This window comes from Curtobacterium sp. MMLR14_010 (assembly GCF_001865015.1).
GTDB lineage: Bacteria > Actinomycetota > Actinomycetes > Actinomycetales > Microbacteriaceae > Curtobacterium.
In genome coordinates this window covers 286,492-301,895 of record NZ_MJGV01000046.1, presented here as the reverse complement: position 1 = coordinate 301,895, position 15,404 = coordinate 286,492, and the positions used below count along the sequence as shown (strand labels likewise).

Here is a 15,404-nt window from a genome sequence, read left to right as displayed (position 1 = left end):
GCCCTGTACGCCCGTGTCCCGACCCCTCCAGGGGAACCCGCCGGAGGCGTCGCCTGCCAGGACCAGAACGAGGGGTTGACCGTGTCGGTGGTGTCCGTCCGGGGGTCTGCTGGACCGTACGGTTGGTGCATGACCGAAACCGCGTCCGACCTCGTCCAGCGACTCACGGCGATCGTGCCGGACTTCCCGAAGCCGGGCATCCTGTTCCGCGACGTCACCCCGGTGTTCGCCGACGCCGTCGCGTTCGGCCGGGTCTGCGAAGCGCTCGCGGCGCCGTTCGCCGTCGGCGGTGGGTTCGCCGCGGTCGCCGGGATCGAGGCCCGCGGGTTCGCCCTCGCCGGCGGGATCGCGGCGCAGCACCAGGTCGGCGTGCTGACGGTCCGCAAGGCCGGCAAGCTCCCCGGCGAGGTGCTCAGCGAGCAGTACGCGCTCGAGTACGGCGAGGCCGAGCTCGAGCTCCGTCCCGCCCAGCTCCCGGCGGGCACCCGCGTCCTGGTCGTCGACGACGTGCTCGCGACCGGCGGCACCGGTGCCGCGACCATCACGCTGCTCGAACGAGCCGGGTACGAGGCGATCGGGTTCGCCGCCCTGCTCGAGCTCGACGGGCTCTCCGGCCGGGAACGTCTGGAGTCCCGCCTGCCCGTCACCACGCTCGGCGCCGTCCCCGCCTGAGCACGCCCGCGCACTAGTCTTGACGCACCATTTCGATCGAGGAGTCCCACCATCGTGACCGAGTCAGTCGCATCGCCGGAAGCCGGCCAGCCCGCAGACGTGCCCCAGGCACCCGAGCCCCGCACCGCGACGACGACCACGACGGGCACCGAGCTCTTCGACGGCGTGCGCGGTGTGGTCGCGATCCGTGTCGACGGCGTGCTCAAGGACCTCGCCGCCGAGGTGCAGGACGGCGAGACCGCCGAGCCCGTCACCCTCGACGAGCAGGACGGCCTCGACATCCTCCGCCACTCGGCCGCGCACGTGCTCGCGCAGGCCGTGCAGCAGATCAACCCCGACGCCAAGCTCGGGATCGGCCCGCCCGTCACCGACGGCTTCTACTACGACTTCGACGTCGCGGAGCCCTTCACGCCCGAGGACCTCAAGGCCATCGAGAAGGGCATGGACCGCATCGTCAAGCAGGCCCAGCGCTTCCGTCGCCGGGTCGTGTCGGACGACGAAGCCCGCGAGCTGATGGCGGGGGAGCCCTACAAGCAGGAGCTCATCGGGCTCAAGGGCGCAGCGTCCGACGGCGACTCGGGCGAGAGCGTCGAGGTCGGCGCCGGTGAGCTCACCGTGTACGAGAACGTCGACGCGAAGTCCGGCGACGTCGTGTGGCAGGACCTCTGCCGCGGCCCGCACGTGCCACACACCCGCTGGATCGGCAACGCCGCCAAGCTGATGCGCGTCGCGGCCGCGTACTGGCGTGGTTCGGAGAAGAACCCCCAGCTGCAGCGTATCTACGGCACCGCGTGGCCCGACAAGGACCAGCTCAAGGCGTACCTGGTGCGGCTCGAGGAAGCGGCCAAGCGCGACCACCGCAAGCTCGGTGCCGAGCTCGACCTCTTCTCGTTCCCCGACGAGATCGGGTCGGGGCTGGCGATCTTCCACCCCAAGGGCGGCATCATCCGTCGTGAGATGGAGGACTACTCGCGCCGTCGGCACGAGCAGAACGGCTACTCGTTCGTCTACACGCCGCACATCACCAAGGGCGACCTGTTCGAGCAGTCCGGGCACCTCGGCTGGTACAAGGACGGCATGTTCCCGGCCATGCACATGGACCAGGCGACGGACGAGGACGGCAACGTCACCCGGCAGGGCGCTGACTACTACCTCAAGCCGATGAACTGCCCGATGCACATCCTGGCGTACCGCTCGCAGCCCCGGTCCTACCGTGACCTGCCGCTCCGGATGTTCGAGTTCGGCACGGTCTACCGCAACGAGAAGTCCGGCGTGATCCACGGCCTCACCCGTGTCCGCGGCATGACCCAGGACGACGCCCACATCTTCACCACCAAGGAGAAGATGAAGGAGGAGCTGACCACGACCCTCGAGTTCGTGCTGTCGCTGCTCCGCGACTACGGGCTCGACGACTTCTACCTCGAGCTCTCCACGAAGGACCCGGAGAAGTACGTCGGTGACGACGACGTCTGGGACGAGGCCACGAACACCCTGCGCGAGGTCGCCGAGGAGTCCGGGCTGGAACTCGTGCCCGACCCCGCCGGTGCGGCCTTCTACGGCCCGAAGATCTCCGTGCAGGCCCGAGACGCCATCGGCCGCACCTGGCAGATGTCGACCGTGCAGCTCGACTTCAACCTGCCCGAGCGCTTCGGCATCGAGTACGCGGCGGCCGACGGCACCCGTCAGCGCCCCGTGATGATCCACCGCGCGCTGTTCGGCTCCATCGAGCGCTTCTTCGGCGTCCTGACCGAGCACTACGCCGGTGCGTTCCCCGCCTGGCTCGCCCCGGTCCAGGTCGTCGGCATCCCCGTCGCCGAGGAGTACGGCGACTACCTCGACGAGGTCATCGCCAAGCTCCGCGCCGAGGGCGTCCGTGCCGAGGTCGACCACTCCGACGACCGGATGCAGAAGAAGATCCGCACGCACACCAAGCAGAAGGTGCCGTTCCAGCTCATCGCGGGCGGAGACGACCGTGACGCCGGTGCCGTGAGCTTCCGCTTCCGCGACGGGCGCCAGGACAACGCCGTGCCCGTGGACGAGGCCGTCGACCGCATCCTCACCGCGATCCGCGACCGCGCGCAGGTCTGATGCACGACGCCGAGGACGACCCGCTGGTCATCCGGGACGCGGCCACGCAGGCCGCGGTCCCGGATGCCTTCCAGCGGCTGTGGAACCCGCACCGGATGGCGTACATCGACTCCGGCCGCGCCGGCGAGGGCCGCGGACACAAGGACGACTGCCCGTTCTGCGAGGCTCCCCAGAAGTCGGACGAGGACGCCCTCATCGTGGCGAGGGGCGAGCACGCCTACGTGCTGCTCAACCTGTACCCGTACAACAACGGCCACCTGCTCGTGTGCCCGTACCGCCACGTCCCGCTCTACGACGAGGCGACCCCCGAGGAGCTCCGCGAGATCGGCGAGCTCACCCAGACGGCGATGCGGGTCCTGCGGCAGGTGTCGCACTGCGACGGCTTCAACATCGGCATGAACCAGGGCGAGGTCGCCGGCGCGGGCGTCGCCGGGCACCTGCACCAGCACGTCGTGCCGCGGTGGGAGTCGGACTCCAACTTCTTCCCGATCATCGCCAGGACGAAGTCGATGTCCCAGATGCTCGGGGACACCCGACGACTGGTCGCAGACGGTTGGTCCGCCCAGCAGTCCTGAGCGCTCGGCACTAGGATGGGGGGATCATGAGCGACAGCACCAGCACCCCCGGCACCAGCACTCTCGGCACCTCCATCACCGGCTCGTCCCGCGTGAAGCGCGGTCTGGCAGAGATGCTCAAGGGCGGCGTCATCATGGACGTCATCGACGCCGAGCAGGCCCGCATCGCCGAGGAAGCCGGCGCCACCGCGGTCATGGCCCTCGAGCGTGTGCCCGCCGACATCCGTGCGCAGGGTGGTGTCGCCCGCATGTCGGACCCCTCGATGATCGAGGAGATCATCGCCGCGGTGTCCATCCCCGTCATGGCGAAGGCCCGCATCGGCCACTTCGTCGAGGCCCAGGTCCTGCAGGAGCTCGGCGTCGACTACATCGACGAGTCCGAGGTCCTCTCGCCGGCCGACTACGTCAACCACATCGACAAGTGGAACTTCACGACCCCCTTCGTCTGCGGTGCCACCAACCTCGGCGAGGCGCTCCGTCGCATCACCGAGGGTGCGGCCATGATCCGCTCCAAGGGCGAAGCCGGCACCGGTGACGTGTCGGAGGCCACCCGCCACATCCGCACCATCGCCAAGGAGATCGCGGCGCTCCGTCACCTCAAGGACGACGAGCTCTACGTCGCCGCCAAGGAGCTCCAGGCGCCGTACGACGTGGTCAAGGAAGTCGCCAGCACCGGCACGCTCCCCGTCGTCCTGTTCACCGCCGGTGGCGTCGCCACCCCGGCCGACGCCGCGATGATGATGCAGCTCGGCGCTGACGGCGTCTTCGTCGGATCCGGCATCTTCAAGTCGGGCGACCCGGCCAAGCGCGCCGCCGCGATCGTCAAGGCCGTGACCTTCCACGACGACCCCAAGGTCATCGCCGAGGTCTCGCGTGGTCTCGGAGAGGCGATGGTCGGCATCAACGTCGCCGACGTCCCCGCGCCGCACCGCCTCGCCGAGCGTGGCTGGTAGTCCGACCACGGGCGCGGCGCCCCGCATCGGGGTGCTCGCGCTGCAGGGTGACTTCCGCGAGCACATCGCCTCGCTGACGGAGCTCGGCGCCGAGGTGGTGCCGCTCCGTCGGCCCGAGGAGATCGCCGGACTGCACGGTGTCGTGATCCCCGGCGGCGAGTCGAGCGTGATGGACAAGCTGTCCCGTGCGTTCGGTGTCGCTGAGCCCCTCGCCGAGGCCATCCGCAGCGGGCTGCCCACCTACGGCACGTGCGCCGGGATGATCATGCTGAGCGAGCGCATCACGAACGCGATCGGCGGGCAGCAGACCCTCGGTGTGCTTGACACGACGGTCCGTCGCAACGCCTTCGGCAGCCAGAACGACTCCTTCGAGACGGACATCCCGATGCCCGACCTCGGCGATGCCCCGGTGCACGCGGTGTTCATCCGTGCGCCCGTGGTCGAGCAGCACGGCGACGGCGTCCACGTCCTCGGGGCGCTGTCCGACGGCCAGGTCGTCGCGGTGCAGCAGGGCAACGTCATCGCGAGCGCCTTCCACCCGGAGGTCGCGGGGGAGGACCGCTTCCACCGCCGCTTCCTCGACCTCGTCCGGCACGCCTGACCCGAGCGTCCCACGACCTCGCCGCGCGTGCGTCGCTGTGCGTGCTGTCCGAGACACCGGCGTCTCGACGAGACACCTCGACGTGTCCGAGACGCCGCCGAAATCCCCGGCGTCTCACGAAGCCCGAGGCGTCTCGCACAGACACCGGCGTCTCGCCCCACCTTCCACGCCAGACACCGGCGTTTCGCACACACACCGGTGTCTCGCCGCCCCATTCACGCGAGACACCGGCGTCTCGATGAGACACCTCGACGTGTCCGAGACGCCGCCGAAATCCGCGGCGTCTCACGAAGCCCGAGGCGTTTCGCACAGACACCGGCGTCTCGCCGGACCTCCCACGCCAGACACCGGCGTCTCGCCGCACCTCCAACACTCCACAGACCGCCGGGGGCGACCGCCTGTCCACAGGGCCTGCGCGCCGGGCGCACGCCGAGCCTCCCGGCCGGTAAACTGATCGGGACTTTCCGCACGACGCAAGGAGAACCGTGTCCGGGCATTCCAAGTGGGCGACCACCAAGCACAAGAAGGCCGTCATCGACGGCCGCCGTGCGAAGTCGTTCGCCAAGCTCATCAAGAACATCGAGGTCGCGGCCAAGATGGGCGGCGCTGACCTGTCGGGCAACCCGACGCTGGTCGACGCCATCCAGAAGGCCAAGAAGACTTCGGTGCCGAACGACAACATCGACCGCGCCGTCAAGCGTGGCGCCGGCCTGACCGGTGAGTCGATCGAGTACACGACCATCATGTACGAGGGCTACGCCCCCAACGGCGTCGCGATGCTCATCGAGTGCCTGACGGACAACAAGAACCGCGCAGCAGCCGAGGTCCGCACCGCGATGTCGCGGAACGGCGGCACCATGGCCGACCCGGGCAGCGTCGCCTACAACTTCGCACGCAAGGGCGTCATCTCGGTCACCAAGACCGACGGCCTGACCGAGGACGACGTCATGACGGCCGTGCTCGACGCTGGCGTCGAAGACGTCATCGACCAGGGCGGTGGCTTCGAGGTCATCACCGAGGCCAGCGACCTCGTCTCGGCCCGCACCGCGCTGCAGGACGCCGGCATCGACTACGACTCCGCCGACGCCGAGTTCGTCCCCGGCCTCAAGGTCCCCGTCGACGCCGAGACCGCCCGCAAGGTGTTCCGGCTGATCGACGCCCTCGAGGACAGCGACGACGTCCAGAACGTCTACGCGAACTTCGACGTCCCCGCCGACGTCCAGGCCGAGCTCGACGAGGACGAGGACTGAGCCGGTGCTCCGCGTGCTCGGGGTGGACCCCGGGCTCACCCGCTGCGGTGTCGGGGTGGTCGAGGTCACCCCGGACCGTCGCGCCCGCCTCGTGCACGTCACGGTCGTTCGGACGCCGGCGGACATGGCGCTCGAGCAGCGCCTGGTGCTGATCGCCTCGGGCATCGCGGAGCAGATCGAGGCCCACCACCCGGACGCGGTCGCCGTCGAGCGCGTCTTCGCCCAGGCGAACGTCCGCACGGTGATGGGGACCGCCCAGGCCGCCGGACTCGCACTCCACGCTGCGGCGGTCCGCGGGATCCCGGTCGGTCTGCACACCCCGTCCGAGGTCAAGGCGGCCGTCACCGGCTACGGCAACGCCGACAAGCGCCAGGTGCAGGCGATGATCGCCCGCGTGCTCGGTCTCGCCGAGGCCCCGAAGCCGGCCGACGCCGCCGACGCGCTCGCGTTGGCCGTCTGCCATGCCTGGAGGCTCGGTGCACCCGATGCGGTCAGCGCCGGCACCGGGACCCTCACCCCGGCGCAGCGCGCGTGGCGGGACGCGCAGGCAGGTACGACCGGCCGCAGCGCGGCCTCGCCGATCAGCCGCGCGACCTCGCCGCTCCAGCGTGCCGAGGCCGCAGCGCGGCGTGCGGCGTCGTCGGCCGCTGCCCCTAGGCTCGGGGCATGATCGCCAGCCTCCGGGGAACCTGCATCGACATCGCCGGATCGAGCGTCGTGGTCGAGTGCGCGGGGGTCGGCTACCTGGTCACCGTGACGCCGGCGCACGCGCTGACGCTCCGCCACGGAGCCGAGGTCTTCCTGCGCACCGCGATGATCGTCCGTGAGGACGAGCACCTGCTCTTCGGCTTCGAGTCCACCGACGCGCTGCGCGTCTTCGACCTGCTCCGGAGCGTCTCCGGTGTCGGTCCGAAGTCGGCGCTCGGCGTGCTCGGGCAGATGGACCCGGCACAGATCGCGAACGCCGTGGCGAAGGACGACGACGGCGCATTCCGCAAGGTGTCCGGCATCGGGCCCAAGACCGCCAAGCTCATCATCGTCGCGCTCTCGGGCAAGCTCGTCGCGTTCGAGACGTCCACCGCCCCCACCGGCGCCCGTGGCGGGGTCGCGCACCCGGCATCGGAAGACGTCGTCACCGCGCTCGTCGGGCTCGGCTGGCGTGAGGACACCGCTCGCACGGCCGTCGATGACACGATCGCCACCGAACCGGGCGTCGCGGCGATGGGCACGCAGGCACTCCTCCGCGCGGCGCTCGGTGCCCTCCGGCCCTCCGGAGCCGCTCGATGAGCGGCGGGATCACCGCGGCCGACGCCGAGTCACCCGAGGAGCTCGCGTTCGAGGGCGCCCTCCGACCGAAGTCCCTGGCCGAGTTCGTCGGGCAGCGCAAGGTCCGCGGGCAGCTCGACCTGCTGCTCAGGGCAGCGGCGATGCAGGACCGCACGCCGGACCACATCCTGATGGCGGGGCCGCCCGGACTCGGCAAGACCACCCTGGCGATGATCGTCGCCCACGAGTCCGGTCGGCCGCTCCGGATGTCGAGCGGTCCGGCGATCCAGCACGCCGGCGACCTCGCGGCGGTGCTCTCGTCCCTGATGCCGGGCGAGGTCCTGTTCATCGACGAGATTCACCGCATGGCGCGTTCGGCGGAGGAGATGCTCTACCTGGCGATGGAGGACTTCCGCATCGACGTCATGGTGGGCAAGGGTGCCGGGGCGACGAGCATCCCGCTCGACCTCGCACCGTTCACGCTCGTCGGCGCCACCACCCGTGCCGGGCTGCTGCCGAACCCGCTGCGGGACCGGTTCGGCTTCACCGCGCACCTCGAGTTCTACGAGCGGGACGAGCTCGAACAGGTCCTCATCCGCGCGGCCCACCTGCTCGGCCTCGACTTCGACCGATTCGCCCTCCGGGAGATCGCGGGGCGGTCGCGGGGGACACCGCGCATCGCGAACCGCCTGCTGCGCCGTGTCCGCGACTACGAGCTCGTGCACGCCACAGGCGACGGCATGGCCGCGGTGCAGGGTGCGCTCGAGCTGTACGACGTCGACGAGTTCGGCCTCGACCGCCTCGACCGCGCCGTGCTCGAGACCATGCTGACCCGCTTCGACGGCGGGCCGGTCGGGTTGAACACCCTGGCGGTCTCCGTGGGCGAGGAGTCCGAGACGATCGAGTCGGTCGTGGAGCCCTTCCTCGTCCGGATCGGCCTCGTCACCAGGACGCCGCGTGGGCGCATCGCGACCCCGTCGGCCTGGCGTCACCTCGGTCTCACGCCCGGGCAGCCGGGCGCCTCGGCGATGCCGGGGCTCTTCGACGACGAGTGATCCCGCCCCAGCAACCGGCCGCGACGCCAGCCACAGCCCGGTGCCCTAGACTGCTACGGCCCGAAACCGAAATACCAGAGAAGGCAATGCAACCATGGGTCAAGAAGTCATCCTCATCGTCATCGTCGTGGCGTTCGCGGCCTTCATGTTCTACAACAGCCGCAAGCGCAAGAAGCAGCAGGGCGAGCTCGCCACCAAGATGGTGCCCGGTGCTCGCGTGATGCTGTCCTTCGGCCTGTACGGCACGCTGCTCTCCGTCGACGACGAGAAGGTCACCGCCGACGTCGAGATCGCCCCCGGCACCGTCGTCACCGTGCACCGTCAGACGCTCTCCCGCGTCGTCGACGACACCGCCTCGGACATCGAGACGACGACCACCACCGATGACGAGCCGAAGCACGTCACCGAACTCAACGGCGAGCCCATCTACGGCGAGCGTGCGGACGACGCCGAGCAGGCGAAGCGCAAGACCGAGGACTAGACCCCTCGGGCACCGGGTCACGACCGTGACCCGGTGGCGACACTCTTCCGTCGGCGTCAAGCGCCGACGGTCCTGACAGAAAGACGAGACGACCGGTGGCACGATCGACACCCGTCAAGAAGGCGCTGCGCTCGCTCACCTGGTTGGTGATCCTGATCGCGATCCTCGCCGGCCTGAACACGGCCGCGTCGATCCTCGCGGCCACCAACAAGGACGACACGGGCAAGTGGTACGAGGGCGCGAGCTGGGTCCCTGAGCTCGCCCTCGACCTGCAGGGCGGCACACAGCTGACCCTCGCGGCGCAGAACACCGAGGGTGGATCCGTCACCTCGCAGCAGCTGCAGCAGGCGGTGAACATCATCCGTCAGCGCATCGACGCCACCGGGGTCTCGGAGTCCGAGATCAACACCCAGGGCGCCAACAACATCGTCGTGTCGATCCCGGGCAAGCCCGACCAGCAGACGATCCAGCGCATCGAGGCAGCGGCCAAGCTGACCTTCCGCCCGGTGCTCTACACCGAGGCCGCCGCGAACACCTCTGTCGGAGGGGACTCCGGGTCGAGCGCCTCGCCGACGCCGTACTCGCCGCCCGCGTCCCTCGCCGCGACACCGAGCACCAAGCCGTCGAACGCGAGCGACCTGGCCTGGGTCACGCCGAAGCTGCAGGACCTCTTCACGAACTACAACTGCAAGGCCCCGGACGACGTCACCACGGCGCCGGACGACGAGCCGCTCGTCACCTGCGACGCCGACGGTGCCGGCAAGTACATCCTCGGCCCGGTCGAGGTCTCCGGCGCGGACATCTCGAACGCCACCTCCGGCCTCGCCACGAGCTCGCAGGGCACCACCACGGGTGAGTGGGCCGTCAACCTGACGTTCAACGGCGCCGGCACCAAGGACTTCCGCACGGTCACCAACCGTCTCGTGTCGCTCCAGCAGCCGCAGAACCAGTTCGCGATCGTGCTCGACGGCAACGTGATCACCGCGCCGACGACGAACGTCGCGATCACGAACGGCAAGGCGCAGATCAGCGGCAACTTCACGTCGGAGTCCGCCAAGACCCTGGCTGACCAGCTCAAGTACGGTGCGCTGCCGATCAACTTCCAGGTGCAGTCGAACGAGAACATCTCGGCGACGCTCGGTACCGCGCAGCTCATCGGCGGCCTCGTCGCCGGGCTGATCGGTCTGATCCTGGTGATCATCTACTCGGTGATCCAGTACCGGGCGCTCGCGTTCGTGACGGTCCTGTCGCTCGGGGTCGCAGCGGTCCTGACGTACCTGGTGATCGCGATCATGTCCTGGCGCGTCGACTACCGCCTGTCACTAGCGGGTGTCGCGGGCCTGATCGTCGCGATCGGCATCACGGCGGACTCCTTCATCGTGTACTTCGAGCGCATCCGCGACGAACTTCGCGACGGACGGGCCCTCGAGGGTGCCGTCGAGTCCGGGTGGAAGCGTGCCTTCCGCACGATCATCGCGTCCGACTCGATCAACTTCCTCGCCGCGATCGTGCTCTACGTGCTCGCGGTCAGCGACGTGAAGGGCTTCGCGTTCACGCTGCTCCTCACGACGCTCATCGACATCGTGGTCGTGATCCTCTTCACCCACCCGATGCTCCAGCTCATCTCCCGCCGCCGCTTCTTCAACGAGGGGCACCGGTTCTCCGGGCTCGACCCGGCGGCCCTCGGTGCGGTCTACCGCGGTCGCGCGCAGTTCCGCGCGCCGGTCGTGGACGGCAAGCGCCAGCGCAGTGCCGGTGAGGCACAGCGACGACAGACCATCGCGGAGCGCAAGGCCGGCAACGGCGGGGCGCCGAACGGGAAGGACAGCTGATGGCGAGCTTCAGCAAGTTCGGCAACGACCTCTACACCGGCAAGCGGTCGTACGACATCGTCGGCCGCCGCCGCACCTGGTACCTCATCGCCGTCGTGGCGATCGTGGTGTCGCTGGCCGTGCCGTGGCTCCGCGGCGGGTACCAGCTCGGCATCGAGTTCACCGGCGGGTCCGAGTTCACGATCTCCGACGTCAAGTCGGTCGACCAGAACCTCGCGACGAACACCGTCGAGGACATCGTGTCCGACGAGATCCCGCGCGTCTCGCAGCTCGGGACGCACGGCATCCGCGTGCAGACCGGCCAGCTGACGGACCGCGAGACCACCGAGGTCCAGGCAGCACTGGCGAAGGCGTACGACGTCGACGAGTCCGAGGTCGCCTCGACGTTCATCGGCGCCACCTGGGGTGCTGACGTCCTCGCGCAGGCCATCCGCGGCCTGGTGATCTTCCTCGCCCTGGCCGCCGTGTTCATGGCGCTGTACTTCCGCACCTGGAAGATGTCGCTGTCCGCCATGGTGGCGCTGGTCCACGACCTGCTCATCACGGCCGGCGTCTACGGCATCGTGGGGCTCGAGGTCACGCCCGCGGCGGTGATCGGCTTCCTCACGATCCTCGGGTACTCGCTGTACGACACCGTGGTGGTGTTCGACAAGGTCCGCGAGAACACCGCGATGGAGTCGCACCGCACCTTCGTGCAGTCGATCAACCTCGCGGTGAACCAGACGCTGGTGCGCTCGATCAACACGTCGATCGTGGCGCTCCTGCCGGTCGCGGCGATCCTCTTCATCGGGTCGTACATCCTCGGCGCCGGCACGCTGCGCGACATCTCGCTCGCGCTCTTCATCGGCATCATCGTGGGCACCTACTCGACGATCTTCATCGCGTCGCCCATGTACGCGCACCTGCGCGAGAACGAGCCGAAGATCAAGCAGGCGGACGCCAAGAAGGAAGCCGCCAACGCCAAGCGACGCGCCGAGGTCGGCGTGCCCGCGGACGCAGCGGCGGAGGCCTGATCGCCGTGCAGGAGATCACCGTCGAGGACGCCCTCGCCCGCATCGCATCCGGCTCTCGCTTGTACGACGTCCGCGAGCCGGGGGAGTGGGCCGAGGTCCACGCCCCGCAGGCCACCCTGGTGCCGATGTCCGAGTTCACCGAGCGGTGGAGCGAGATCGAGCCGACCGACGAGCCGGCGATCATCGTCTGTCACTCGGGCATGCGCTCGGCCCGTGTCGTGGCCGCGCTCGAACAGGCGGGCGTCCCGGCGGTCAACCTCGCCGGCGGCATGGTCGCCTGGGAGTCCGCGGGTGCTCCGGTCGTCCGGGACGACTCCGACGCCACCGCCTCCGGCGGACACGGTCACGGGCACTGACCCGACGCGCGTAGTGTTGTCGGATCACGTCCTGGGAGGCGCAGCATGACGGACACCCGTGAATCCTCGAAGCAGGACGACTCGGCGCCCAGCCGCCCGGGATCGCCGTCGGAGCCGACCAGCCCGCCGCTCGGCCTGAACACCACGGGCAACCTCGGATCCCTCCGGTCCCTGCTCCCACGGCTGTTCTCACGGGCTCAGCCAGCAGGCGCCGTCGACACCCTGATCCGCACGGTCCGGTCGCACCACCCGAAGGGCGACGTCACGCTCATCGAGCGGGCGTACTCCGTGGCGGAACGCGCGCACGACGGCCAGAAGCGCAAGTCGGGTGAGCCGTACATCACCCACCCGGTCGCCGTGGCGCAGATCCTCGCCGACCTCGGCATCGGCCCGATCACCATCGCCGCGGCCCTCCTCCACGACACCGTCGAGGACACCGACTACCAGCTCGACCAGCTCCGGCAGGACTTCGGCGACGAGATCGCGATGCTCGTCGACGGCGTCACGAAGCTCGACAAGGTCAAGTACGGCGACAGTGCCCAGGCCGAGACCGTCCGCAAGATGGTCATCGCGATGTCGAAGGACATCCGCGTCCTCGTGATCAAGTTGGCCGACCGCCTGCACAACGCCCGCACGTGGGGGTTCGTCGAGTCCACGTCCGCGACGCGCAAGGCCAAGGAGACGCTCGAGATCTACGCGCCGCTCGCGCACCGTCTGGGCATCCAGATGATCAAGCTCGAGCTCGAGGACCTCTCCTTCGCGGTCCTGCACCCCAAGCTCTACGTCGAGATCGACAGCCTGGTCAAGGAACGGCAGCCCAAGCGCGAGCAGTTCGTCCAGAACGTCATCGGCACGCTGAAGAAGGACCTCAAGGCCGCGAAGGTTCGCGGCGACGTGATGGGCCGACCGAAGCAGTACTACTCGATCTACCAGAAGATGATCGTCCGCGGTCGTGAGTTCGACGAGATCTACGACCTGGTCGGCATCCGCGTCCTCGTGCCGACCGTGCGCGACTGCTACGCCATGCTCGGCTCGGTTCACGCGCGCTGGACCCCGCTGCCCGGGCGGTTCAAGGACTACATCGCGACGCCGAAGTTCAACCTGTACCAGTCGCTGCACACCAGCGTCCTCGGACCCCAGGGGCGTCCGGTCGAGATCCAGATCCGCACGCACGAGATGCACCAGCGTGCCGAGTTCGGTGTCGCCGCGCACTGGAAGTACAAGCAGCGCGCCGCCGGCCGGGACGTCGACACGTCGAGTGCCACCGACCAGGACATGGCCTGGCTGGCCCACATCACCGACTGGCAGGCCGAGACGAGTGACCCGGGCGAGTTCCTCGACTCGCTCCGCTACGAGATCGGCGCCAAGGAGACGTACGTCTTCACGCCGCAGGGCAAGGTCATCGGCCTGCCCGCCGGCGCCACCCCCGTCGACTTCGCCTACGCCGTGCACACCGAGATCGGGCACCGCACGATGGGTGCGAAGGTCAACGGGCGGCTCGTCCCGCTCGAGAGCTCGCTGTCGAGCGGCGACGTCGTCGAGATCTTCACGTCGAAGAACCCCGACTCCGGCCCGAGCCAGGACTGGCTGACGTTCGTCCGGAGCCCGCGGGCCCGCAACAAGATCAAGCAGTGGTTCACCAAGGAGCGCCGCGAAGAGGCCATCGAGCAGGGCCGCGACGCCATAGCCCGTGCAATGCGCAAGCAGAACCTCCCCCTGCAGCGCATCATGAGCCAGGACTCCATCTCCGAGGTCGCCTCGGCGATGCGGTACGACGACGTCTCCGCGCTCTACGCCGCGATCGGTGAGGGGCACGTCTCGACGCAGTCCGTCATCGAGAAGGTCCTGGCCGGCGTCCAGTCGGAGACCGAGACGGACGAACCCGAACTCGCCTTCCCGCGCCAGGTCACGAGCCGACAGCTGCGCAACAGCGACAGCGGTGTGCTCGTCCGTGGTGCGCCGGACATCCTCGTCAAGCTCGCGAAGTGCTGCACCCCGGTGCCCGGCGACCAGATCGTGGGCTTCATCACCCGCGGCCAGGGCGTGTCCGTGCACCAGGCAGCGTGCACCAACGTGAAGTCGCTCATGAACGAACCCGACCGGATGATCGAGGTCGAGTGGGCCCCGTCGTCGAAGTCGGTGTTCCTCGTGCAGATCCAGATCGAGGCGCTCGACCGCTCCGGCCTGCTCAGCGATGTCACCCGGGTGCTGACCGACCACCACGTCAACATCCTGTCCGCGACGGTCTCGACCTCGTCGGACCGGCTGGCACTCTCGCGGTTCGTCTTCGAGATGGGCGACACCACGCACCTGGACCGCGTGCTCAACGCCGTCCGACGCATCGACGCCGTGTACGACGTCTACCGCGTCAGCGCCGGCTGAGCATCGTCCGATCGGGCGTGATCGGCCTCAGTTCGGGCTGACGTCAGCTCCGCCCGAGCAGTTCTGCGAGGCGGCGCTCGGCCTGCCGCACCATGGGCACGGTGCCGAGCAGCTCCAGCCGGTCCCGGAGGGCCTGCGGGTCGACTTCGCCGATCGCGATGAGCCCGGCGACCGACTCGGCAGATGCCGCCCAGGCGTCCTGTCCGTGCACTCGGAGCAGGTCGAGAGCGGTGCGCACCGGCGGCGTCACCGGGACACCGGCCAGGTGGACGAGGTCCTCTGGGGTGATCGCGACCTCCCGGATGCGCTCTCCGCCCCGTCGGTGGATGCGCTGCCCGGCTTGCACGCAGGCGTCGTGGGGGAGCGGTGGTCGGGACCGGGCGCCCCAGATCCACGTTGCCGTCCGTCCCGCGGCGATGACCCTCGGGTCGCCGGTGCTCCACGCGAAGGACGCCGCTCGCAGCGCCGGGTCCTGCGGTTCCGCGATCGACGCCCAGCACGCGCCGACCTCGACCAGGTCGCCGGCCAGCGTCGCGGCACGCAGCTCCGCCTCCGGCCAGTCGTCCGTGGTCAGCAGGCGCGAGGAGGGCACTCGCACATCCTGCCCCACGGGCCAGGACGATCCGGCACGCTGTGGACAGCGGCCCGGCAGCGGCCGGGCAGCGGCCGGATGGCAGTCCGACGGGACCCCGAAGTTCCCCGAACCCACCCTGGAGACCGCACCCGAGCCTCCCGACCGGTCACGACACCCCGTCGGCGCGACGCTGACCGGCCACAGACCGTCGTCATCGACGGCGCGCAGCGACGTCTGATGACCACTCGGCGCACGTGAGCGGGGTGTCGTGACCACTCGGCCACCCGACCCCGACCACCCGACTGG

At 69.5% G+C, this 15,404-nt stretch carries 15 protein-coding genes; 14 read left to right on the top strand and 1 reads right to left on the bottom strand.

Features of this window, described 5'->3' with window-relative positions; all coding sequences use genetic code 11:
- The first annotated feature begins 129 nt into the window (after positions 1 to 129).
- From BIU98_RS09925 to BIU98_RS09860, 14 genes are all read left to right on the top strand, one after another.
- Positions 130 to 672 (top strand): adenine phosphoribosyltransferase, encoded by a 543-nt coding sequence (locus BIU98_RS09925; RefSeq protein WP_071275441.1) that lies wholly within the window; start codon positions 130 to 132, stop codon positions 670 to 672.
- A 165-nt stretch (positions 673 to 837) separates the two neighbouring features.
- On the top strand, positions 838 to 2,760 hold the full coding sequence (thrS, locus tag BIU98_RS09920) for a threonine--tRNA ligase (RefSeq protein ID WP_254787889.1): 1,923 nt from the start codon (positions 838 to 840) through the stop codon (positions 2,758 to 2,760).
- The gene (locus BIU98_RS09915; protein WP_071275439.1) at positions 2,760 to 3,335 is read left to right on the top strand and encodes an HIT domain-containing protein; all 576 of its coding nucleotides are present in this window, start codon (positions 2,760 to 2,762) and stop codon (positions 3,333 to 3,335) included. The genes thrS and BIU98_RS09915 overlap by 1 nt, the downstream gene beginning before the upstream one ends.
- Positions 3,336 to 3,361: 26 nt before the next feature.
- Entirely contained in the window at positions 3,362 to 4,288 is a 927-nt protein-coding gene (pdxS, locus tag BIU98_RS09910) for a pyridoxal 5'-phosphate synthase lyase subunit PdxS (protein WP_071275437.1), read from the top strand.
- Positions 4,278 to 4,889, top strand: coding sequence for a pyridoxal 5'-phosphate synthase glutaminase subunit PdxT (gene pdxT, locus BIU98_RS09905; RefSeq protein WP_071275435.1), 612 nt, complete (start codon positions 4,278 to 4,280; stop codon positions 4,887 to 4,889). Before pdxS ends, pdxT begins: the two co-directional genes overlap by 11 nt.
- Before the next feature lie 485 nt (positions 4,890 to 5,374).
- Complete coding sequence (locus tag BIU98_RS09900) at positions 5,375 to 6,139, top strand: YebC/PmpR family DNA-binding transcriptional regulator (protein WP_071275433.1); 765 nt, start codon at positions 5,375 to 5,377, stop codon at positions 6,137 to 6,139.
- Between the two features lie 4 nt (positions 6,140 to 6,143).
- The gene (gene ruvC / locus BIU98_RS09895; protein ID WP_071275431.1) at positions 6,144 to 6,809 is read left to right on the top strand and encodes a crossover junction endodeoxyribonuclease RuvC; all 666 of its coding nucleotides are present in this window, start codon (positions 6,144 to 6,146) and stop codon (positions 6,807 to 6,809) included.
- Positions 6,806 to 7,426 carry a Holliday junction branch migration protein RuvA gene (ruvA, locus tag BIU98_RS09890; RefSeq protein ID WP_071275429.1) on the top strand — a complete coding sequence of 207 codons (621 nt, stop codon included), beginning with the start codon at positions 6,806 to 6,808 and terminating at the stop codon, positions 7,424 to 7,426. The genes ruvC and ruvA overlap by 4 nt, the downstream gene beginning before the upstream one ends.
- Positions 7,423 to 8,460 carry a Holliday junction branch migration DNA helicase RuvB gene (ruvB, locus tag BIU98_RS09885; protein WP_071275427.1) on the top strand — a complete coding sequence of 346 codons (1,038 nt, stop codon included), beginning with the start codon at positions 7,423 to 7,425 and terminating at the stop codon, positions 8,458 to 8,460. The genes ruvA and ruvB overlap by 4 nt, the downstream gene beginning before the upstream one ends.
- A 94-nt stretch (positions 8,461 to 8,554) precedes the next feature.
- Entirely contained in the window at positions 8,555 to 8,941 is a 387-nt protein-coding gene (gene yajC / locus BIU98_RS09880) for a preprotein translocase subunit YajC (RefSeq protein ID WP_071275425.1), read from the top strand.
- Positions 8,942 to 9,036: 95 nt separating this feature from the next.
- A complete protein-coding gene (gene secD, locus BIU98_RS09875; RefSeq protein ID WP_071275423.1) occupies positions 9,037 to 10,773 on the top strand; it encodes a protein translocase subunit SecD in 1,737 nt (578 codons plus the stop codon).
- Positions 10,773 to 11,786 carry a protein translocase subunit SecF gene (gene secF / locus BIU98_RS09870; RefSeq protein ID WP_071275421.1) on the top strand — a complete coding sequence of 338 codons (1,014 nt, stop codon included), beginning with the start codon at positions 10,773 to 10,775 and terminating at the stop codon, positions 11,784 to 11,786. Before secD ends, secF begins: the two co-directional genes overlap by 1 nt.
- A gap of 5 nt (positions 11,787 to 11,791) precedes the next feature.
- Positions 11,792 to 12,142, top strand: a complete 351-nt coding sequence (locus tag BIU98_RS09865; protein ID WP_071275419.1) for a rhodanese-like domain-containing protein — start codon at positions 11,792 to 11,794, stop codon at positions 12,140 to 12,142.
- 45 nt (positions 12,143 to 12,187) lie between these two features.
- The gene (locus tag BIU98_RS09860; RefSeq protein WP_254787844.1) at positions 12,188 to 14,524 is read left to right on the top strand and encodes a bifunctional (p)ppGpp synthetase/guanosine-3',5'-bis(diphosphate) 3'-pyrophosphohydrolase; all 2,337 of its coding nucleotides are present in this window, start codon (positions 12,188 to 12,190) and stop codon (positions 14,522 to 14,524) included.
- 43 nt (positions 14,525 to 14,567) lie between these two features.
- On the opposite strand, the gene BIU98_RS09855 is transcribed toward BIU98_RS09860, so the two are convergent.
- A complete protein-coding gene (locus tag BIU98_RS09855) occupies positions 14,568 to 15,116 on the bottom strand; it encodes a hypothetical protein (RefSeq protein ID WP_071275417.1) in 549 nt (182 codons plus the stop codon).
- Positions 15,117 to 15,404 lie beyond the last annotated feature (288 nt).